The 21865-nt window shown below is 34.1% G+C and carries 20 protein-coding genes and 1 pseudogene; 15 read left to right on the forward strand and 6 right to left on the reverse strand.

Annotation, left to right across the window (positions count from 1 at the left end; genetic code table 11):
• Positions 1–6 precede the first annotated feature (6 nt).
• The 5 genes from BHX94_RS06970 (at position 7) to BHX94_RS06990 (ending at position 6464) form a co-directional block, all read left to right on the forward strand.
• On the forward strand, positions 7–984 hold the full coding sequence (locus BHX94_RS06970; RefSeq protein WP_111745473.1) for a hypothetical protein: 978 nt from the start codon (positions 7–9) through the stop codon (positions 982–984).
• Between the two features lie 4 nt (positions 985–988).
• Positions 989–2692, forward strand: coding sequence for an immune inhibitor A domain-containing protein (locus BHX94_RS06975; protein WP_111745474.1), 1704 nt, complete (start codon positions 989–991; stop codon positions 2690–2692).
• A gap of 287 nt (positions 2693–2979) precedes the next feature.
• Positions 2980–5358 (forward strand): immune inhibitor A domain-containing protein, encoded by a 2379-nt coding sequence (locus tag BHX94_RS06980; RefSeq protein ID WP_111745475.1) that lies wholly within the window; start codon positions 2980–2982, stop codon positions 5356–5358.
• Between the two features lie 100 nt (positions 5359–5458).
• Entirely contained in the window at positions 5459–6028 is a 570-nt protein-coding gene (locus BHX94_RS06985) for a GNAT family N-acetyltransferase (protein WP_111745574.1), read from the forward strand.
• Positions 6012–6464, forward strand: a complete 453-nt coding sequence (locus tag BHX94_RS06990) for a 2-thiouracil desulfurase family protein (protein ID WP_111745476.1) — start codon at positions 6012–6014, stop codon at positions 6462–6464. Before BHX94_RS06985 ends, BHX94_RS06990 begins: the two co-directional genes overlap by 17 nt.
• Here the strand turns inward: BHX94_RS06990 and BHX94_RS06995 are convergent.
• The gene (locus tag BHX94_RS06995) at positions 6449–7021 is read right to left on the reverse strand and encodes an LOG family protein (RefSeq protein WP_111745477.1); all 573 of its coding nucleotides are present in this window, start codon (positions 7019–7021) and stop codon (positions 6449–6451) included. The genes BHX94_RS06990 and BHX94_RS06995 overlap by 16 nt on opposite strands.
• Positions 7022–7077: 56 nt before the next feature.
• Between BHX94_RS06995 and BHX94_RS07000 the strand changes: the two genes are divergently transcribed.
• A complete protein-coding gene (locus tag BHX94_RS07000; protein WP_096077164.1) occupies positions 7078–7545 on the forward strand; it encodes a GNAT family N-acetyltransferase in 468 nt (155 codons plus the stop codon).
• Positions 7546–7549: 4 nt separating this feature from the next.
• Here the strand turns inward: BHX94_RS07000 and BHX94_RS07005 are convergent, their stop codons facing one another.
• The 4 genes from BHX94_RS07005 to BHX94_RS07020 form a co-directional block, all read right to left on the reverse strand.
• Positions 7550–8002: a YaiI/YqxD family protein gene (locus BHX94_RS07005; protein WP_242446670.1), complete on the reverse strand. Its 453-nt coding sequence runs from the start codon at positions 8000–8002 to the stop codon at positions 7550–7552.
• Positions 7989–8678: a methionine aminopeptidase family protein gene (locus tag BHX94_RS07010; protein ID WP_111745478.1), complete on the reverse strand. Its 690-nt coding sequence runs from the start codon at positions 8676–8678 to the stop codon at positions 7989–7991. Before BHX94_RS07010 ends, BHX94_RS07005 begins: the two co-directional genes overlap by 14 nt.
• Positions 8679–8785: 107 nt before the next feature.
• Positions 8786–9205 (reverse strand): MarR family winged helix-turn-helix transcriptional regulator, encoded by a 420-nt coding sequence (locus BHX94_RS07015; protein WP_111745479.1) that lies wholly within the window; start codon positions 9203–9205, stop codon positions 8786–8788.
• 142 nt (positions 9206–9347) lie between these two features.
• Positions 9348–10202 (reverse strand): undecaprenyl-diphosphate phosphatase, encoded by an 855-nt coding sequence (locus tag BHX94_RS07020; RefSeq protein WP_096077161.1) that lies wholly within the window; start codon positions 10200–10202, stop codon positions 9348–9350.
• A gap of 118 nt (positions 10203–10320) precedes the next feature.
• On the opposite strand from BHX94_RS07020, the gene BHX94_RS07025 reads away from it, so the two are divergent.
• The 3 genes from BHX94_RS07025 to BHX94_RS07035 all read left to right on the forward strand — a co-directional run bounded on the left by BHX94_RS07025 (position 10321) and on the right by BHX94_RS07035 (position 14491).
• Positions 10321–11907 carry an ABC transporter ATP-binding protein/permease gene (locus BHX94_RS07025; RefSeq protein ID WP_111745480.1) on the forward strand — a complete coding sequence of 529 codons (1587 nt, stop codon included), beginning with the start codon at positions 10321–10323 and terminating at the stop codon, positions 11905–11907.
• Positions 11907–13529, forward strand: a complete 1623-nt coding sequence (locus BHX94_RS07030) for an amino acid ABC transporter ATP-binding/permease protein (protein WP_111745481.1) — start codon at positions 11907–11909, stop codon at positions 13527–13529. The genes BHX94_RS07025 and BHX94_RS07030 overlap by 1 nt, the downstream gene beginning before the upstream one ends.
• Positions 13530–13654: 125 nt before the next feature.
• Positions 13655–14491 (forward strand): DegV family protein, encoded by an 837-nt coding sequence (locus BHX94_RS07035; RefSeq protein WP_111745482.1) that lies wholly within the window; start codon positions 13655–13657, stop codon positions 14489–14491.
• A 45-nt stretch (positions 14492–14536) separates the two neighbouring features.
• On the opposite strand, the gene BHX94_RS07040 is transcribed toward BHX94_RS07035, so the two are convergent.
• Complete coding sequence (locus tag BHX94_RS07040) at positions 14537–14974, reverse strand: MarR family winged helix-turn-helix transcriptional regulator (RefSeq protein WP_111745483.1); 438 nt, start codon at positions 14972–14974, stop codon at positions 14537–14539.
• 251 nt (positions 14975–15225) lie between these two features.
• Between BHX94_RS07040 and BHX94_RS07045 the strand changes: the two genes are divergently transcribed.
• The 6 genes and pseudogenes from BHX94_RS07045 to BHX94_RS07070 all read left to right on the forward strand — a co-directional run bounded on the left by BHX94_RS07045 (position 15226) and on the right by BHX94_RS07070 (position 21777).
• On the forward strand, positions 15226–16134 hold the full coding sequence (locus tag BHX94_RS07045; RefSeq protein ID WP_170120786.1) for a CobW family GTP-binding protein: 909 nt from the start codon (positions 15226–15228) through the stop codon (positions 16132–16134).
• Positions 16135–16215: 81 nt separating this feature from the next.
• Positions 16216–17019: pseudogene (locus BHX94_RS07050) on the forward strand (aldo/keto reductase); the annotation flags it as partial.
• 188 nt (positions 17020–17207) lie between these two features.
• Positions 17208–17951 (forward strand): DeoR/GlpR family DNA-binding transcription regulator, encoded by a 744-nt coding sequence (locus BHX94_RS07055; RefSeq protein WP_242446675.1) that lies wholly within the window; start codon positions 17208–17210, stop codon positions 17949–17951.
• Between the two features lie 10 nt (positions 17952–17961).
• A complete protein-coding gene (gene pfkB, locus BHX94_RS07060) occupies positions 17962–18882 on the forward strand; it encodes a 1-phosphofructokinase (RefSeq protein ID WP_111745486.1) in 921 nt (306 codons plus the stop codon).
• A 10-nt stretch (positions 18883–18892) separates the two neighbouring features.
• Positions 18893–20800, forward strand: a complete 1908-nt coding sequence (locus tag BHX94_RS07065) for a PTS fructose transporter subunit IIABC (protein WP_111745487.1) — start codon at positions 18893–18895, stop codon at positions 20798–20800.
• A gap of 203 nt (positions 20801–21003) precedes the next feature.
• The gene (locus BHX94_RS07070; protein WP_111745488.1) at positions 21004–21777 is read left to right on the forward strand and encodes an alpha/beta fold hydrolase; all 774 of its coding nucleotides are present in this window, start codon (positions 21004–21006) and stop codon (positions 21775–21777) included.
• The last annotated feature ends 88 nt before the right edge of the window (positions 21778–21865 follow it).

Raw genomic sequence — 21865 nt, forward strand, 5'->3', positions numbered from 1 at the left:
GTCGTATTGTCAGCGAAAGACGAAGACAATGCGTTTGGACTGCTCGATAATGTTGAGAAAGTAAATATGCATGCCGGCAGCACAATCATGATAGCTAATCCTGAAATCGCTAAAGGTATCATCTACCCTGAAAAATTATCGAAACATGATAAATGGTCGCATGCGGTAGATCAAGAGGTCTATACGAATGGTTTTAAAGATGAAGGTGCCTTTATAGCTATTAGTAAACTAGGAAAAGGCAAAGCCGTATTTATCGGTGATTCATCAATCGTTGAAGATAACACACCAAAATATGTGCGTGAAGATAATGGTCAGGAAAAGCAGACATACGATGGTATTCGCGAGATGGATCATCAAACTTTAATGGAAAATCTCGTAAAGTGGATGATGAAACAGGAAGACTATTCTTCTTTAAATGGTAAGTTTTCTTTGGATAAGCCAACGAAAGTGTTAAAATTTGAAATACCTGAGCAATCAACAGAACCGAAACGTGAGCCTTGGGGAACACCTGGACATAATTATAAATGGTACGATCCATCAACTTTTGAACCAGGTAGTTTTGGCAAAGATACAAAGCATGTAACTGTACCAGGTAGCAATCATCAACAGAATAATAAATCTATAAATAATAAAAAAGAGAATGAAGATAGTAAAAGTACACGGGAAAAAACGATAACCGGAAGTAAAATTGACGTCCAGTATCCAAAGACGGTAAATATCGGTCAGCGTTTCACCGTGGATGTTTATACTCAGGAACAGCTGGATCAAGTTTCAATTGAACTGATTGATGCAGATGGTGAGCAAGTCGGTCTTTTTGATGGCAATCCGCCCGGACAATCGCGTGCTTATGATACTAAAAAAAATGAAAATCGTTTTCATAGCTATTTTCATGGTAAGATAGCTAGAGAAGCGAACGGTGAGATTACGATTAATATATATGCGAAAAATCAATTAATACAAAAAGAAAAGATGATTGTGAGGTAAGGCAGTGAATATATTCATTAAAAGATTATCAATAGCAGCAATTTCGACTGTATTGTTACCAACGAGTATGGCATATGCTACAAATACACAAGTACCAAAGACAGAAGAAGAAATTAAGTTTGATAATACCGATAAGATTAAAGTGAATGAACCAGTACTTAAATCAAGCGCTACTGTTGCCAATAAAGTGCCGGCATTTAAAAAAAGGATTTATCGTGAACAACCGATGAAAGAAAAAGTGCTTGTCGTGATGATGGACTTCAGTAATAGCCCGGCGTCTACTTTGACGAAAGCTGATACTGAAAATTATCGTAAAGTGTATGACAAGTCATATTATGAGCAGTTATTCTTTGGAGATTCAATTACAGGACCCGATCAGAAAAAGTATGATTCTATTAAAAAGTATTATCAGAATGTATCTGGAAATAGTTTAGAACTACAAGGGCAAGTAACAGGATGGTATCGTGCGAAACATCCTCTTAATTACTATGGTCATAATGAAGATGAAAAAGTAACTGAGTTAATTATGGAAGCAGCTGTGCATGCAGCCCAGGATAAAAGTATCGATATGAATAAATATGACCAATATGATTATTATGATTTAGACCAGGACGGTATTATGAAGGAACCGGATGGCATCGTCGATAAATTTGTCGTTGTATTTAGTGGTATCGGTGAGAGTGAAGGAGGAGGTAAGTTCTTACAGAATTCAATTTGGGAACATGTTTCTGAAGTAGCGCTTTCGAAAAATGGTAATCCAAAGTCTATTCCAGGGACGTACAGCAAACATTCAAAATTCTATAAAAATCGTCTAGGTATCGCTGAATACGGTATTTTAGCTGAAGATAGTACCGTGGGCACATTCTCACATGAATTTGGACATATGCTTGGTTTGATTGATGAATATGACACAGCGCCGAATGCAAATAATCATGCCGGAGAACCAGTAAGATTCTGGTCATTGATGAGCTACGGTGCAGATGCGGGTATTATTCCCGGTATGGAACCAGTCGGTCTAAGTCCATTAGCAAAGTCAGATTTACAACAAATTTACGGCGGGAACTGGATACTAGGTAGTGAATTGAACTATAAGAATATTTCTTCGAAGAAAAGATATTATTTATTAGATCAGGCAAGTATTAAAGGTGTTAATAATGATGTCGTGAAAGTGAATTTACCACCAATACGAAAGAAAGACAAGAATGGCAAAGTGAAAAACTATAATCATTATTATCTGTTAGAATGGCGTTCACATAATGGTGTAGATAAAGGACTTTCGCATATAAAGGATCCTTTTGGTATCAATCAATATGGTAAAGGTTTATTAATCTGGTATGTAAATGAAACATTCCCAGATAACGCAAATTTATCTAAACACTTTGGTAAAAGTTTAGTTGGTGTAGTTGATGCTAGTCCATCTAATATAACAACACCGGATGGTTTAATACCGATGTCAGATACGCAAGTGTTTGATGCACCATTTAATACGAAAAGTTATGGTCAGTTTAATAAAGCAAAAAATTATTTCTTTAAGAAAAAATCAACTAAACCTGTAACTTTATTTACAGATAAACGTTATAGTTTATCTGCTAGAGATCACATGCAGGTACCAGATAGTAGTCGTATATTGCCGCAACTTGGTATAAAGATTAAAGTTGAAGATCAAAATACGGATGGAACAGTAGCGAAAATCAGTATTTTCAAGTAAATAATTTAGAGAGAGAGGCTGGGACAGAAGTGTTCTGCCACAAGCAAAAACCGAACAAAACTAATAAATCGCTCTTTGATTTATAGTTTTTGTTCGGTTTTTGTCGTAGGGGCAACTTCTGTTCCGCCATTTAAGCTGTTAAACAGAAGAGGGCTAAGACAAATTTCTCATCCACTTTTTGTTACATATTTGTAATAATAAAAATGTTAAAAATATATTTACAATTCTGAAAATTTAGAAGATAATAATTAAAGAAACAAAATTTAAAAACATTCGGGGGCTAAGCAATGAGAAAAAAACAACTATTTTCTTCACTACTTGCGTTATCTTTAGGGTTTTCAAGTCTTGGTTTAACAAGCGGTGCAGCATATGCTGATACGAAAGTACAGACGATGAGTGGCAGTGGTTTTGATGCGGGTATTGCAAATGAAGAACGATTAATAAAGATGTTACAAAAAGAAGGAATACTTTCTAAAACGGCTTCTAGAGCTGAAGCAGAGAAAGCAGTACAAAAATTTTTAAAACATAAGCAGGAGCAGTCTAACAAATACATAAAAAATAAAGGTGCATTTGATAAGAAATATAATAAAGTCACAACAAAGAAAAATGCAAAAAATGCACAAAATAAATATACAAAAGGCAAAGGGAAAAAATTAGGACACGCTAAAAATTTACCATCGGTAGTACCTGAAGCGTATTCAGGTGAAAAGCGTACAGACAAAGTCTTACTTTTAGCAATCGACTTTCCGGATCATAAAAACTCTACAATCACTAAAGAAGAATCTGATATGTTCTATGAAGATTATCCGATGAGTCATTTCCAGGACATGGTATTTAGTAAAGATGGTTACAAAGGTCCTAATGGTGAAACATTAGTAAGTATGCAACAATATTATAATAACCAGTCAGGAGGCAGTTACGCATTAGACGGAGATGTGCATGGCTGGTATACAGCGAAACATGAAGCAGCTTATTACGGTGGAAACTATCCGGATGCTGATGGAAGTGATCAACGACCGAAGGAGCTTGTTAAAGAAGCGCTTGAAGCTGCAGCTAAAGATCCTAATGTCAACTTAGAGGAATATGATCAGTGGGATAGATATGATCTTGATGGAGATGGTGTATTAAATGAAAAGGATGGTATTGTAGACCACGTTATGATCATTCACGCATCACCAGGTGAAGAAGCTGGTGGTGGTCGTCTAGGTGCAGATGCTATCTGGAGTCATCGATGGAATTTAGACTTTGACGAACAAGGTGAACCATACAGTATTCCAAATACTAAATCAGGTCAGGATCGCTTCGGAGGAAAACTTGCTGTTATCGATTATACGATTCAACCTGAGGATGGTGCTGCAGGGGTATTCTCACATGAGTTTGGACATGACTTAGGCTTGCCAGATGAGTACGATACAATTTACTCGGGTAAAGGTGAACCTGTTTCATCCTGGTCACTCATGTCAAGTGGTAGCTGGGCTGGTAAAATACCTGGTACAGAGCCAACGGGATTTGATCCTTACATGAAGGAAATGTTACAGGATTTTCATGGTGGTAACTGGCAAACAGGTAGTGAAGTAGATGTTAAAGATGTAACAAGTGTGCCTCAGGAGTTTTTATTGGATGAAGCGACAACGAAAGGTACGAATAATGATGCGGTGAAAGTAACGTTACCAGATAAAGTTACTAACATTGTAACTCCTAAATCTGGATCTAAATTGTATCATAGTGGTTCTGATAATGATTTAGAAACAACACTGTCAACTACTGTTGATTTAACAGGAACAAAATCTGCTGAATTTACATTTGATGCTTGGTATGACATCGAAAAAGGTTATGACTATGCATATGTTCAGGCTTCTACTGATGGTGAGCAATGGACAAATTTAGAAGGTAATATTACGAATAATAATGATCCTGAAAATAGCGGAGCTAATATGGGTAATGGTATCGATGGTACAAGTGATGGATTTGTTGATGCTAAATTCAATCTAGATCAGTTTGCCGGTGAAAAAGTTCAGTTACGCGTACTTTATAAAACCGATAGTGGATTTACTGCACCAGGACTTTACTTAGACGATTTAAAAGTAACTGCAGATGGTAAAGTAGTATTAGAGGATGGCGCTGAAATAACACCAAAGTTTGAGTTAAATGGTTTCAGTGTATCTGACGGTAAGAAATACAGTAAAAACTATTATTTATTACAATGGAGAAGCCATAACAAGATTGATGGTGGATTAGCACATATTAAACGCGGTGATGGTTTCTTAACTTATAATCCTGGTTTAATCGTAGAATATGTCGATGAATCATTTAGTGACAACCATGTCGGTAAACACCCAGGTGAAGGTTATGTTGGTATTGTAGATGCAGATCAAAATGCACTTGTTTGGGATGGAGAAAGTCCAGATCCAGCATCAACACAATGGCAAATGCGTGATGCAGCATTTAGCTTAACTAAACAAGATCCACTAAAAATAACATTAGATGAAAAAACTAATTTAGTAGATAAATCATTAGTTGCAAATTCTTTATTCGATGACAATAAAGACTATTCAAATAAAGCACAGCCACATGCAGGGAAAATCCTGCCGAAATATGGCTTGAAAGTAAAAGTGGTTGGAGAATCAAAAGATAAAACGACAGCGAAAATTATTGTTTATAAATAATTCATTATAAGAGTGAAACAATTTTATTTGTTTCACTCTTTTCCTATGTCTTCATTTAAGTTAGACGTTGAATTTGGTATATTTATATCAACAGGAGGATATCATGATATATTTTGAGACCGAGAGATTATTATTTAGAGATTGGCAGGAAAGTGATTTACCAAAATTTCAAGCAATGAATAGTGATTTTGATGTACGACGTTATTTTCCGGATGTAATGAGCAGTGCGAGAAGTGACATTGCCTTTTATATCATGCAGGCTGAAATTGCACAATATGACTTAGGCCTTTTCGCAGTTTCCTTAAAAGAAACAAATGAATTTATCGGTTTTATCGGGATGCAGTATTTAATTCCGACAAGGCATTTTAATCTACCTTTTATGCCTTGTTATGAGATTGGCTGGCGTCTAAGAAAAGAATTTTGGCATCAAGGATATGCTACTGAAGGGGCACGTGGTGTATTACACTATGCTCAGCAAAAAGGAATCAAAGAAGTATATAGTTATACAAGTTTAATGAATAGACCGAGCAGAAGAATAATGGAAAAATTAAATATGACATTTGTTCGTTCATTTCAACATCCATTGATAAATGAGTATCATCCCCTGAATGAACAAGTGTTATTTCATAAATATCTATCTGGAAGTGAGATCAATGATATTAATCAGTAGTTGTTTAATAGGAGAATATGTAAGATACGATGGTGGCTCGCAAGGTGTTACACGTCTTATAGAACTCATAAATGAAGGTAAAGCGATACATGCTTGTCCCGAACTTCTGGGGGGGTTAAATGTACCGCGTGAACCTGCTGAGATTATCGGAGGAGACGGATTTGATGTATTAGATGGCAATGCAAAGGTGTTGACGGTTAGCGATAAAGATGTAACTGAAGCGTTTCTCAAAGGAGCAGAAGCCACTTTAAAGATCTTGTTAGCAGAAAACATTGATACAGTTATCTTAAAGGCTAACAGTCCGAGCTGTGGAAACAAACAAATATATGATGGAACATTTAGCGGCATAAAAAAACAAGGCGCTGGAGTAACGAGCGCCTTGTTAGAACGAAATGGTATTAAAGTGATGAGCGAGCAAGATTATTTTTCATCATAACGTTTAATACTTATAGGTGTTGCATTGTTCATCTTGTCAATCAAAGTATCAGGATTACTTTCAACGATGGCAAGATGACGATAATGTTCACCTATAAATCCATCCTGAATCATTTTTTCAAGCATTTCGATTAATGGATTATAGAAGCCGTCGACATTCAGAATGCCAATCGGTTTTTGGTGCAGGCCGAGTTGCGCCCATGTAAATATTTCAAAAAATTCTTCAAGTGTTCCGGCACCACCTGGCATCATGATGTATCCATCACATAATGAAGACATCATATCTTTACGTTGATGCATCGTGTCTACAGTATAAAGTTTCGTTAGATTTGGGTGTGCTACTTCTTTTTCCTGTAAAAAGTTGGGGATTACGCCAATTGCGCGACCATCGTTATTGATGACACTATCAGCAATAATACCCATTAAACCAACTTTACCGCCACCAAACACTAATCCTATATTATTTTTAACGAGTGTTTGACCAAGTTCAGAAGCAAATATCTCATAGTTAGGATTAACTCCTTTATTTGATCCGCAATATACAGCGATATTTTTCATGTAAAAAATCCTTTCTTTTATGGTATTATAAGTTGTAATGAAATGGAGTGAATATCTTGATTAACATTAAACCGGTAGACACAATAAATGACATCGATTTGAGTCATTATGAATTACCAGCAAGACAAATGGTGTATGCAGGTCATCCAAGATTTATACTAACACGAAATAAACCACAATACATCCCCTTTATCATTGAAGAACAGGACCGTCTCATCGGTGTATTTGCATTAGAGGCAGGCGAGATATTAGAGACGATTGGTGCACCTCAACATGCAGTATACTTACGTGGCCTTTCAATTAATTTTTCTGAGCAGAATAAAGGTTATTTTAAAGCATCGCTTGCAGCACTAGAACGATATTTATTAGAATATCATCCAGAAATTACAGCGATTTATTTAATGGTAAATGTAAATAATGATGCATATTATGCTTTTATTAAATCAGGATTTAAAGATGAGAAACGCATTGTTCGTCAAGGATTATCAAAATTAAAAGTATTATCAAAAAAACTTAGCAGTTAAGGTGCTAAGTTTTTTCAATACATTGTTCTAATTTAGTTACAAAACTATGGCGATCATTCAATGTAAACTTTGAAGGACCTTTTATTCGTTTTCCTGCATTACGTTCAATCTGATTATGATAACGTGTTAATAACAATAGATCGATATTATCTTTCGTATATATATTACCATTGTGATGCATCACGATAGCATAATTGATTAATAGGCTTGCTAAACCGTAATCTCCAGTAACGATGATATCACGCTTCGTAGCAATCCTTTTAATTTCGTAATCTGCACTATCATTACCTGTATCAACATATTTCGTTTCAACAAAATCAGGAAAATCTTGCATTGTAAAGTGTGAGAAGTCTTTAACGAGCAACACTTTGAGCTTGTACTTTTCAGCGATATGAATCACTTCTTGAATGACAGGAGAACTATCTGCATCGACAATAATCCGATTAACGATTGTCAATTTGCTGTGCCATTAACTGACGATGCTTTTCAAATAACTGCGCATTATCATAGTTTTCATCAGCTTTAACAGCAGTTTTTTGAGTCTTTTCTTTTTGTGGTGTAGGAGATGCAGATACATTTGTATTATTTACATATGGTTGTGATAGTGATTGTATATTATTACTAGCATTTATTTCTTCAGGAAGTTTTACTTCATAGTTTTTATATTGTTTCATTTCTTTTTTTAGTTCTTTTTGTCGTGCATTTATATTTTTATTTTCTTCATTGCGACGATCTTCAATATGTTGAGATAAATTCTTGTCTAATTTATTAATTTCTTTTTGAAGTTTCTTTTCATTTTTTTGAGCTACTTTTTCGTTCTTTTTATATAAATTCATTTGTTGATTATAGTGATGTTTTTTCTTAGTATCCTCTGCTTTTTGGCTTACAAATTGAGCAGTACCAACGGATACACTTTTAACAGTATGAGCAGCTTTGGCCACGTTATGAGAAGTATGTACGACTTTTTCTTTCGTTTTAGCACCAACTTCTTTTGTAGTATCCATTGCTTTCAAAGATAAAGCAGTCGCTTTTTGAACTTCTTCATGATCTTTAATGCGATGACGTTCATTATAAAGTGGTACTAATATTAAAGCAGCTACATTAACTACTGATTTTATCGTTTCTTTTTTCATAGCCTGATTCTCCTTTTAACCTATTAATAGTCATTATTATATAGTATTTACCCTTATATATAAAAAGATAACGAAGTTATTCATTTAACTTCGTTATCTTTTAAAAACTATTCATAAGTGACATTGTCTACTATTTTCTTGCTATATGCCATAAGTTTTTTATAGTCTTCAACATCTAGTTTACTTCCTTTAAACATTTCAAGAGGTACTTTAAATAAATCTCTAACTAATGATTCACCTTCCTCAGTCAGTTGAATCATCACGATACGTTCATCAGCATCACTTCGATGACGAGAGACGATACCACGCGCTTCCATCTTTTTTAAGATTGGAGTAATTGTTCCAGATTGAAATGCTAGGCGTTCACCAAGTTGAAGAACCGGCATCACTTTTTCTTCATGCAATACCATTATTACTAGATAATGTTGGTAACTTAATTGTTTGTCTTTTAATAAATTTCGATTATAAAATTTAATAATCTCACGCTGTGCAAGATACATTTGATAGTCTAACGAATTTTGTGGCATATATGCTCCTTAAATGTCTTGTGTAAATAATATATTTATTGTATCACTTATTAAATCAGAAATATAATAAAAATCACTGTTTTCACTATGAAAATGTGAAATAAAAATACAACTCACGTGTGAGTTGTATTAAATAGTTATGTTAGATTCCATGACCAATCCCGAATCCGTAATATAAAATTGCAATCACAGTAACTAATACTAAACGATAAATAGCGAAAGGGATTAATTTAACGCGATTGATTAAATTTAAGAATAATTGAATCGATAATACACCGAAAATAAATGCACCGATAAAACCAACTAGGTAGAACATAATCTGATTGCTCTCGATATATTCGATATTGCTGATTAAACTTTTAGCACTTGCAGCAAACATGATTGGCACAGCCATAATAAAAGTGAAATCACTTGCTGCTTTATGATTCATCTTCAACAGAACACCTGTAGAAATAGTAGAACCTGATCTTGAGAAACCTGGCCATAATGCTAAACATTGCGCGATACCAATAATTAAAGCATTTTTGTAACTGATCTCATCTACTGTTGTTGGATTAGGGACTTTCTTAGCATAAAGATCTGCAGCGATCATCAGTAGGGCACCTAAGGCTAAACCAACTAATACAGTTGGTACCGAAAATAAATGCGCATCGATAAAATCATCAAATAATAAACCCATAATTCCTGCAGGTAATAACCCGATAAAGACATGTAATAAATTTAGTTTTTTCCCAGAAGGATGAGGTGTTTTATCTTTTTCGAGATGAAACATTTCTAAGAAGCGATGACGGAAAATCCATGCAGCAGCAAAAATAGAACCAAGCTGAATCACAATCTTAAATGTGTTGGCTGATTCCTGGCTGCCGAGCACTTCTTTTGTTTGTAACCACATATCATCAACAAGTATTTGATGCCCTGTTGATGAAACAGGAGCGAACTCTGTTAATCCTTCAACAATACCAAGGATGAGCGCTTTAATTAATTCGAAAAATTCCATGAGTGAACCACCTTTAATATACTTTTTAAATTCTATAAAATTATAGCATAATCCGCCTGAAGGCACTATTTATACTTAATGTTCAATAAATGCTATAATACATTCAAGGAGGGATTATGTGAAATTTTTAACACAACTTACTAAACCATTTATCGGTATACATATACTGTTATTTATATTAAGTATTATGCTAAGCGTTATTATTATTATGCAGAGTTTAGAAATTGGTAAAGTCATTGACTTTATTTTAACAAAACACCAATATCAAATCTCTCAGACTTTAGTTGTAATTTTATTGATATTAGTCTCTAGGGCAATCATCCAGTCATTGATAAAGTACAGTGGCCATCTTTTAAGTAATAAAATAAAAAATAATATAAGAAGTAAGATTTTATTTAACAATAATGATGCCGGAGAATTGATGAATTTAAGTCAGCAAGGGGTAGAAGGAGTGCATCCATTTTTTGCTGATTATCTACCGCAAGTTTATAAATCGATGTTAATTCCATTGATGATCATCTTATTTCTATTTAAATTTCATTATCAAACAGCACTGATTATGTGTATCACAGCACCCTTTATACCAGTTTTTTATATTATTATCGGGATCAATACCGCTAAAAAAGCAACGGATCAGATGCTTTCATTAAATCATTTTTCAAATTATTTTTTAAATGTCATGAAAGGAATTATGACGATTAAACTTTTTAAATACGATGATAAAGCGATGGGTAAAATTGAAGGATACTCCATTCAGTATAAAAATAATACGATGAAAATATTGAAGACAGCTTTTTTGTCTACGCTGATGCTTGAATTTGTATCCATGTTATCCATCGGTATAATTGCTTTGGAAATTGGTTTGTCATTAATTGTATTTAAATCTGTGTCGTTTTATGTGGCAGTAGTTGTGCTTATGTTAGCACCTGAATTTTATAATGCATTAAAAGATCTAGGCTTAGCATTTCATACCGGGAAACAATCGAGTGGTTATGGTGAGTTAATTGAATCAACGCTAGAAGAAAAAGAGCAGACAACAGAAGTTTTATATCACGCCAAAAACGCAATCATTTTTAACGATATGAAAGTGACATATGCTGACAGTGATTATGAACTATCCATCGATACTGAAATACCGATGCAACACTATGTAATAGCAGGACCGAGTGGAGCTGGTAAATCTACACTTGCTAAAGTGATTGCTCAGCTACAGTATGCAACAGGTGAAATGACATTACCAGAATATTTGAAGGATAATATCGTCTATTTATCTCAGGATCCAATTATATTAAACACATCGATAATGAATAACATTACGATGTTTCAGAACATCGACGAGAATATTATTTATCAGTATGCAGAACAATTAAAATTACATGATTTGTTTAAGAATATGCCTGAAGGATACGAGACGATCATCGGCCAAGGTGAGCGACAATTATCGGGTGGTGAAGCAAGACGATTAATGTTACTGAGAGTCTTTGTTCAACCTAAATCACTCGTTATCTTTGATGAACCGACAGCAATGTTAGATATAGAAAGTGAACTCATCATAAATGAAGCAATCAATAAACTTAAAGACATAAGTACCGTATTCGTTATCGCGCATAATAAGCATACGATAGAATCAGCATCACATGTAGTGCTCGTAAAAAATGGCCGTGTAAGTATACATCAAAAAGTAAAAGTTTCGGAGGTGATATAGTGCGCTATATTTCAAAAATGACAAGAAAATCACTTATCATCGCTATTATCATAGGAACGATTGGTGGCCTCACTGCAATCGGTATGTTCAGTCTTAGCGGACTGATGTTGTCTAAAAGTGCGTATGAAGTACCGCTTTATACTTTGATCACATTAGTTGCCACTATTAAATTATTTGGTGTCGTACGTGCGATCTGTAAATATTTCGAACGATTAATAAGTCATGATGCTACATTTGAAATGTTAAAAGATGTCCGTGTAACCACTGTACGTCATCTACTCGACAACTTTATAACAATTCACTCAAAGTATCATTTATCTACACTGTTAAATCGTACTGTAAATGATGTTGAGAAACTACAGAATCTTCTACTCAGAGTCATTTATCCGCCTGTCATCGCTATGATTACTACAGTAATTGTAACTTGTATTTATGCTCAGTATAGTATATATGCGGTTATGGTATTATTTATTGCAATGTTGCTATTAACAGTCTTACTACCGACATTGATTACGCGATTTCTAAAAAGGATAGTGAATAAAAAAATAGAAGCGACAAATCAATTTGAGCATCACCTTTTAGATTATCATCTAGCACAGGAAGCACTTACAGTATTTGATAAAACAAATAACTATCAGCAACAGCTAGTGCAAAAACAACGCGATATGCAAAAAGCAATTAAGAAAGAACATAGTGTCATCATTCTGTATGATTTTTTATTAAACCTCATCGCGATGATTGCAATATTTTTAGTAATATATTTAATGATGTTTGATCCAACCCGAGATACAATGATGTATTTAAGTATCGTAATGGTTGCCATAACACTTTTTGAAATGAGTATACCTATGATTCACTATCCATATCATAAAGTAGAAACTGACCAATCGATTAATCATCTTGATACATTAAATGAACGCGTCCACTATCAAAATATAGAAGAAAAGGTTCATACAATTCAGCTGAAAGATGTAACCGTCGATCAACGGCTTTCAAATATTAATATGACTGTTCATCAAGGTGAATTTGTGGGTATAGCTGGGCAAAGTGGTGCAGGTAAATCGACTTTATTAAAAACTATTCTTGGATTAGAACAATTGAAAGGTAACTATTTATTAAATGGCAAGAAGATAATAACACCGGCTAATCTTTTACAGATGTTTAATGTAATGGAACAGCATAACCATTTCATCAATGGAACTGTTGCAGAAAATATGTTTGTAGATGTAAATCCTCATCAGTTAAATCAGCTTTTAGAGCAATTTCAGTTGCCGTTTAACAGTGAAACAGTGATTCATTCATTTGGTGAGAATTTATCTGGAGGAGAAAAGAAACGATTACATTTTATACGCATGATTTTACGCAATAAGGATGTATGGATAATGGACGAACCATTTAATGGTGTCGATAAAGCGAATCAGAAGATAATGCTTGATTATTTAAATCAATTACAGTCGACAACAATTATAATGGTTTCTCATGATTTATCGGTATTTAATCATTGTAATCAGCTTTATCTTATAGAAGATGGTCAAATGATTGAAAAGGGTCCAGGGTCTTTATTATACAATCAAAATTCAAGATTTTATCAGTTGCTACAGAAACAATTATTATTAGTATAAAATAAAATAATGATAATAACCTTATTCACAACCTCAATTAAAACTTTTAAATTAAACTATTGTTATATAAATTAAATATTTGAATCATTTTATGATATGATGAAATAAATAAAAGGAGGTACACGATGAATAAGATTGCATGGGTTACAGATACGGCATCAGGCTGTATAATAGGTGAGAAAGATACATTTGTAGTGCCGATGGGCGTTATTTTGAACGAAAAACATTATCAGGATCAGGCAGAATTGTCTGTAGAAGAATTTTACACATTGCTAAAAGAATATGGTGATGGTGCAAAAACAACACAACCAAATTTTCAGGCGATTCACGATGTTTATGAAGAAATTGAAAAGTTAGGTTATACACATGTCATCGCAGTACATCCTTCTAGTAAACTCACTGGGTCATTTCAAAGTTCAGTTATAGCAAGCCAGGAAGTAAATATTACATCAGCAGTAATTGATAGTAAAATTGGTAGTTATCCGATGAAAGCAATGATTGAATCTGGTAAACAGATGAATGCTGAAGGTAAGTCGTTCGAAGAGATCGTAGAAACTTTAAAAAGTTATGCTAAAGATGCAGTATTAATATTAAATCCAAAAAATTTAGATCAAATGAAGAAAAGTGGTCGAGTGTCAAGAACACAAAGTTTTATGGCGGGATTATTAAATATTCATTTAGTATTACAATTTGAAGATGGCAGTATATATCCAGTTGATAAAGTAAGAACAAAGAAAAAAGTAGTAGATGCAGTAAAAAAGCAGGTTGAGAAAAACCTTACTGAATTTAAACCGAAAGAAATTTGTGTTGTATATGGTGGCGACAAAGAAGAAGCAAATATTTATATCGATTGGTTAAAAGAAGACTATCCTGAAATTAATATCGTCAGTGAAATATTAGTACCTGTAGCAGGTGTACATCTAGGATATGGTACAATTGGTATCTCATGGATTAAACGATAATAAAATACCGAACACAAACTATAAGTTTGTGTTCGGTATATTCATTTATTCTTGTTCTCGTAAGCTGTGGATTAATTTATTCAGCATCTTACCGAATTCATTATATTCATCATCAGTAAATTGAGAAGCTTCTTTTAATATATCTGTAGCACCTTCAAGGTGTGATTGAATTTCTTTGCTTTTATCTGTTAGATGAACAAATACTTCCCGTTGATCTAATTCTGAACGTACACGCATAATTAAACCATTCGTTTCCATACGTTTTAGTAACGGTGAGATTGTACCTGTATCTAACGAAAGTTCAGTAACTAATTTTTTAACGTTAACTGGAGAAGATGTCCAGAGTATTTGTAAAACAAGATACTGTGGGTATGTTAGGTTATACTGCTTAAAGATCTTGTTGGAATAATATCGGTTTACTTGTCTTTGCGCGTTGTATAAGCTGAAACAAAGCTGATTGTCTAGCTTGAAATGTTCTGCCATTTTGTGCCTCCTATATATGTATGCTAAACAATTAATGTCATGTAAAGGTATACAATTTAATAACAGTATACGCTATAAACACGAAATAAACTAATTTGTTCTTAATTAACATATTATATTTACAAATATTTTTCAAGCTAATTTACAATCTTTTTGTATGTAAATTGTTAATAAATTCAAAGGTATATACTTATTACATAAATAAGTCGTTAAATACAATACATATTATTTAAATAATGGAGATGAATAATTTGAATCATGAAAGAAAAATGAATATTTTAATTGTAAGTGGATTTTTGGGAAGCGGAAAAACTACGTTACTTGCGCAAATCATAAAAAAGAATCAAAACAAAAAAATCGCTATCCTTATGAATGAATTAGGTGGTTTTAATATTGATTCTAAAATTCTTGGTGAGGAAACACCATATAATGAGTTATTAAATGGATGCATATGCTGTGATCTTAAAAGTGATGTTGCAATACAAATTAATGACCTATATCATCGTCATCATCCTGAACTTATAATTATAGAAGCAACAGGAGTGGCTCATCCTGTAGAAATTTATGATGCATGTACCGAACCAACAGTTATTAAAATTGCACATGTTTTAAATATAACAACGATTCTGGATTGCTCAAGATTTTTGGATCGCAATAAATTTTCTTATACTGTGAAACATTTAATGGAAGAACAAGTGAAATATGCACATATTGTCATATTAAATAAGATGGATTTAGTCACTGAAGTTGAGCAGCAAAAAATTGTTCAACAAGTAACAGACCTAAATCCAAAAGCAAAGCAGATACAAACTACATATTGTGTGTTAGACACAGCACAGCTTGAATATTATGGTGCTCATATTGAAGAACATAACCATATGCATCATGGTATACAATCAATCGTATATGAGTTTAGTGGAGCAGTTGATGCACGACAATTCGTAGAGTGGCTTAGAACTTTACCGGATGAAATTCTTCGTATTAAAGGATTTATTAAATTTAGAGAAAATCCTACACAGGTTGTGCTCTTCCAATATGCATATGGTATACCTCAATATGAAGAAGAAATAATGAATCTTCCATTAAAGTTAGTCATTATCGGTGAACAATTAAATAAAGAAAAATTATTAAATCAATTAGATTTACTACAATTCGGATAAAAGACGGAGGAGTACGTTATGGAAATGTCTAAAGTAGTTCAGGGATTTTGGAGATTGAATACATAGCAATATAATAAGGAAGCATTAAATAGATATTTACATGAGCTCATTGACATAGGCGTAACAACGATGGATCACGCTGACATTTATGGTGATTATACTTGCGAAACGATATTTGGAGATGCGTTGAGCTTAACACCAGAACTAAGAAAGAAAATGCAGATTGTTACGAAATGCGGGATTGTGTTACGTTCAAAGACAATGCCACAATTTGATTTTCATAAATATGACTATAGTAAAGCACATATTGAAGCATCTGTTGAAAGAAGTTTGAAAGAGCTTAAGGTGGATGAAATTGATCTATTGTTACTACATCGCCCTTCTCCTTTACTTGATGCTGAAGTTGTGGCTGGAACTTTAAAGCAGTTACAGCAAAAAGGTTATGTGAAACAATTTGGTGTCTCAAATTTTAAAGCACATCAGTTTGACCGCTTAAATCAAGCAATGCAGCATGAAGGATTATCGCTTGATTATAATCAGATTGAATTGTCACCGCTGAATCTTGAAAATATTGAAGATGGCACATTAGAAACGATGAAGACAAAGCAAGTTGATATTATGGCTTGGAGCCCACTAGCAGGTGGAAAAATATTTGAAACCGGAAAAGTTCAGACTGTAATAAATGGTATTGCAAATCAATACAACACAACAGTTGATGATATTGCATATCGTTTCATAAATCATTTGCCATACAATATACATCCGATTGTCGGTTCACACAGTTTAGAACGTACGAAGGTGGCTTTACATGCGCAAAATCACAGTCTGACTGATAATGAATGGTTTATGATATATACTGCTGCACTAGGCAGAGATATTCTGTAAATTTAATATACAAGGCGTAAATTATGTATGTTGTTTAACTGACAACATACGTTTTTTTATATTTATTAATAAACAATGACCGTTTTATGACGTTTTTAAAGAAAATTAAATTACTGTGAATGTTTTTGGATGAAAAAGATTGACTTTGATGTTTGGATAAATTAAGATATGAGTGTATTCAGGGAGGGATGACCGTGCTAACGATTAAAAGACATGAAACCATCCTTAATCTATTAGAGGCACATGATGTGATATCACTACAGTTACTGATGGACGTTACTTCAAGTAGTGAATCAACGATTCGCAGAGATTTATCTACATTAGAAGATGAAGGCAAACTTATTCGTGTCCATGGTGGTGCGAAGAAAATCACTGAGAAACATAGGGATATTGCATTTTCAGTCAAATCTAACACTAAAGTAGAAGAGAAAAATGAAATTGCAAAGATTGCTGCATTACAAATCAAAGATCATGATTGTATCTATTTAGATGCTGGTAGTTCTACACTTGCGATGATTCCATATTTAACACAGCAACATATCACAGTTGTTACGAATGGTGCAACACATGTTCCGCAGCTTGTTGATAAAGGGATCGAGGTTTATATGATCGGTGGATTTATTAAAAAAGATACATATGCATCTATTGGTGTTCAGGCAATTGAAAATTTAAAGCAATTCAGATTTGATAAAGCTTTTATGGGAGCAAACGGAATCCACATGCAACATGGATTAACTACACCGGATATTGAAGAAGCTTATATAAAACAATTTGCAGTGGAAATTTCACAGAAATCATTTTTTCTTATTGATGACTCAAAATTTGATGAATATACATTTGCTAAAATTTGCGATCTTGAAAAAGGAAAAACAATGATTATTACAAATGCTCAAAACGATAAGGCAAAGCCATTTGAAAAATACTTAATTTAAAGGAGCACATATGATTTATACAATAACGTTAAACCCATCGATTGATTATGTCATGTTTACACAAGATTTTGATTTAGGTGGATTAAATCGTGCAACAACGACGCATAAGTTCGCAGGAGGAAAAGGAATCAATGTTTCGCGTGTATTAAAAGCACTTGATCAAACTTCCACTGCACTAGGGTATATCGGAGGATTCCCTGGAGAATTTATTAAGAATGAACTTGAATCTGCAAACATTCACACTGACTTTATCCATGTAGAAGAAGATACACGTATTAACGTTAAGTTAAAAGGTGATACTGAAACAGAAATTAATGCTGCAGGGCCAGATATCAATGCAACAAATCTTGAAGCTTTACTGAATCAGATTAAAGCACTTTCATCAGAAGATTACGTCATAATTGCAGGATCTGTACCAAAGTCGATGCCAGATGATATTTATGCCACGATTGCTCAAGTTTGTGCAGAGAAAAATATTCCATTTGTCGTTGATGCAGAGAAATCATTACTTACCCAAACATTGATGTATCATCCGGAGTTCGTGAAACCTAATAAAGTAGAGTTAGAAGAAATGTTTAATCTTACTATAAAAGATAATAATGATACGATTCAGGCAGCACGTTTATTGATAAAACAAGGTGCAAAGTATGTACTCGTATCCTTAGGTGGAGAAGGTGCCGTACTTGTTACGGCTGATGCTTGTTATAAAGCAACAGTACCTAACGGTAAGGTCATCAATACAGTTGGATCAGGGGACTCAACAGTCGCAGGTATGGTTGCTGGCCTTGCACAAAATAAGTCAATAGAAGAAAGTTTCAGACAGGCAGTATCATGTGGCACAGCAACTGCATTTACAGAAGATTTGGCAACAAGCGAGCAAATCGCTGCAATAATAAATAAAGTTAGTATTACAAAAATTGAAGGAAAATAGGGGTGTAAACATGAGGATAACAGATTTATTAAAAGAATCTACGATTGCAATGGATCTATCGGCTACAACTAAAGATGGTGTTATCGATGAACTGGTTGATACACTTTATAATGCTGGTGTGTTAAATGATAAACAAGCATATAAAGAAGCAATACATGCACGTGAAGCACAAAGTACAACAGGTGTCGGAGAAGGTGTGGCAATACCTCATGCTAAGACGGATGCAGTGGCTAAACCGGCAATTGGTTTTGGTAAATCAATTGAAGGTGTTGATTATGAATCACTTGATGGACAGCCCGCAACATTATTCTTTATGATTGCAGCGCCAGCCGGTGGAGCACAAACACATCTAGATGCATTAGCTAAGTTATCAGGTATATTGATGAATGAAGAAGTACGTTCTCAGTTATTACATGCAAAGACAGCTGAAGAAGTATTAGAAATTATTGAACAAAATGACGAAGTAGAAACAAAAGAAGAAGTAGTATTAGCACCAACGGGCAATGCTACAAATGACAATTTAGTATTGGCAGTTACAGCTTGTCCAACAGGAATTGCGCATACGTATATGGCAGCAGATGCCCTTAAAAACCAGGCGAAGAAGATGGGTGTACCGATTAAAGTTGAGACCAATGGTTCTGGTGGGATAAAAAATCGTCTGACTGATGAAGAAATAGCACGTGCTAAAGGGATTATTGTAGCAGCAGACGTTAACGTTGAAACAAATCGTTTCCATGGTAAGAACGTTGTAATGGTACCTGTAGCAGATGGTATTAAACGACCTGAAGAGTTAATCAATATGGCGCAAGATGACTCGCGTCCTTTATTTGAAGCAAAAGGTGGACAAGCGAAATCAACAGGCAGCAAAGAGAAAAAAGGATTCTATAAACACTTAATGTCAGGTGTATCAAATATGTTACCGTTTGTTATTGCCGGTGGTATTTTGATTGCATTAAGTTTCTTCTGGGGTATTAAATCAGCAGATCCAAAACACGAAACATTCAATGCTTTTGCAGCACTGTTGAAAAATGATATAGGCGGTAATGCATTTACCTTAATGATTCCGATTCTAGCTGGATTCATTGCAATGAGTATTGCGGATCGCCCAGGATTAGCACCTGGTATGGTTGGAGGTATGATGGCTGCAAGTGGTGGATCAGGATTTTTAGGCGCTCTTGTCGCTGGTTTTATGGCTGGTTACTTAATGATACTTATTAAAAAAGCATTTGATTGGTTACCACAATCTTTAGACGGTATAAAACCAACATTGATTTACCCAGTATTTGGTGTATTAATTACAGGATTATTAATGAATTTTGTAGTTAACCCGCCAACTCGATGGTTAAATGAAGCGATGACTAATGGTTTAAATGGATTAAGCGGTACGAATATTGTTATCCTAGGCTTGGTTTTAGGAGGTATGATGGCAATAGATATGGGTGGTCCTTTCAATAAAGCTGCTTATACTTTTGGTATTGCAGCATTAGAAGCTGGTAATAATGCACCAATAACAGCAGCAATGATTGGTGGTATGGTTCCACCATTAGCTATTGCATTATCGATGATAATTTTTAAAAAGAAATTTACAAAAGTACAACGTGGTTCGATTGTTTCCAATACGGCTATGGGATTATCATTTATTACTGAAGGTGCAATTCCTTTCGCAGCAGCTGATCCTGCGCGTGTTATTCCATCAATGATTGCTGGTAGTGCAACAGCAGGCGCACTCGCTATGGCATTTGGATGTCGTGTACCAGCACCACATGGTGGTATCTTCGTAGTTGGATTAGATAAAGGTCACTGGCCAATGTTCTTATTAGCATTAGTAATTGGTGTTATAGTTTCAGCAGTTCTTTATGGAATGCTTAAAAAGAAACCAACAGAAGCGGAATTAGAAGAAGAAGCAGAATTAGCATAATTCATAAAAGTATTTTAATCATCAAAAGAACACTTGAATATAACTCAAGTGTTCTTTTGATTTATAAAATTTTACGATATTTCCTGAGAAATATTGAAAACGATCACAAAAAAATATATAGAACCGTGGTATAATATAATTATATTGGGTATAATTTAATATTAATAATTAGAGCTATATAATTAAGAGAACGGATGATTAACATGTTGTATTATAAAACTTATATAAAAGATGAATCAGCACCTTGGATAACTTTTATTCACGGGGCTGGTGGGAGTTCTACGATCTGGTTTAAACAAATCAGATACTTTCGCAAAGAATACAATATATTACTTGTAGATTTAAGAGGACACGGCAAGTCTACGGAAGTTGTATGGAAGAAGACAGATTCATTTAAGACGCTCGCTGCAGAGGTTATTGAAGTAATGGATGAATTACATATCGAAAGCACGCATATCATTGGGATGAGTCTTGGGACTATCGTTTCACAAACGATTGCTGATAAATATCCAGATCGTGTTCGTTCACTTGTATTAGGCGGAGCGATTATCAGCCTGGATGTGCGTACAAAGTTTTTGTTGATGATTGGTCGTATTTCAAAGAATTTTATTCCATACATGCTTTTATATAAACTTTTCGCTTATATTATTATGCCACGTAAAGAGCATGAGGAGTCTCGTCTTGCATTCATCAATGAAGCAAAGAAAATGAGTCAGAAGCAATTTGTGAAATGGTTCAGTTTAACGCGACTTATCAATCCGTATTTAAGTCATTTACAAGTTTCGACGAAAAAGATTCCGACTCTTTTTTTAATGGGTGACGAAGACTATTTATTTATTCCACCTGTGCAGAAGGTAGTTGATAACTATTCTAACTTCGATTTAGAAATAATAAAGCATTCTGGGCATGTTTGTAATATTGACCAGCCAGATATTTTTAATGGCTTAAGTCAAAAATTTATCGCAACATATTCGTAAGGATTGTAATACTCCTCTTTAACACAAAGGAGTATTTTTGTGTTAAAATAACTCTAGTCTTTCAATTTTTATCTCAGGAGGTGACTAC

Origin of the sequence: Macrococcoides bohemicum, from assembly GCF_003259675.1 — a bacterium.
Classification (GTDB): domain Bacteria; phylum Bacillota; class Bacilli; order Staphylococcales; family Staphylococcaceae; genus Macrococcoides; species Macrococcoides bohemicum.

Excerpts from the sequence above, each read along its gene's own strand:
- BHX94_RS07035 (WP_111745482.1), top strand. The coding sequence starts at position 13,655 with ATGAATAAGATTGCATGGGTTACAGATACGGCATCAGGCTGTATAATA.
- BHX94_RS07020 (WP_096077161.1), bottom strand. The coding sequence starts at position 10,202 with ATGGAATTTTTCGAATTAATTAAAGCGCTCATCCTTGGTATTGTTGAA.
- BHX94_RS07040 (WP_111745483.1), bottom strand. The coding sequence starts at position 14,974 with ATGGCAGAACATTTCAAGCTAGACAATCAGCTTTGTTTCAGCTTATAC.
- BHX94_RS06990 (WP_111745476.1), top strand. The coding sequence starts at position 6,012 with ATGATATTAATCAGTAGTTGTTTAATAGGAGAATATGTAAGATACGAT.
- BHX94_RS07015 (WP_111745479.1), bottom strand. The coding sequence starts at position 9,205 with ATGCCACAAAATTCGTTAGACTATCAAATGTATCTTGCACAGCGTGAG.
- BHX94_RS07065 (WP_111745487.1), top strand. The coding sequence starts at position 18,893 with ATGAGGATAACAGATTTATTAAAAGAATCTACGATTGCAATGGATCTA.
- BHX94_RS07055 (WP_242446675.1), top strand. The coding sequence starts at position 17,208 with ATGACCGTGCTAACGATTAAAAGACATGAAACCATCCTTAATCTATTA.
- BHX94_RS07010 (WP_111745478.1), bottom strand. The coding sequence starts at position 8,678 with ATGAAAAAAGAAACGATAAAATCAGTAGTTAATGTAGCTGCTTTAATA.
- BHX94_RS06995 (WP_111745477.1), bottom strand. The coding sequence starts at position 7,021 with ATGAAAAATATCGCTGTATATTGCGGATCAAATAAAGGAGTTAATCCT.
- pfkB (WP_111745486.1), top strand. The coding sequence starts at position 17,962 with ATGATTTATACAATAACGTTAAACCCATCGATTGATTATGTCATGTTT.
- BHX94_RS06980 (WP_111745475.1), top strand. The coding sequence starts at position 2,980 with ATGAGAAAAAAACAACTATTTTCTTCACTACTTGCGTTATCTTTAGGG.
- BHX94_RS07070 (WP_111745488.1), top strand. The coding sequence starts at position 21,004 with ATGTTGTATTATAAAACTTATATAAAAGATGAATCAGCACCTTGGATA.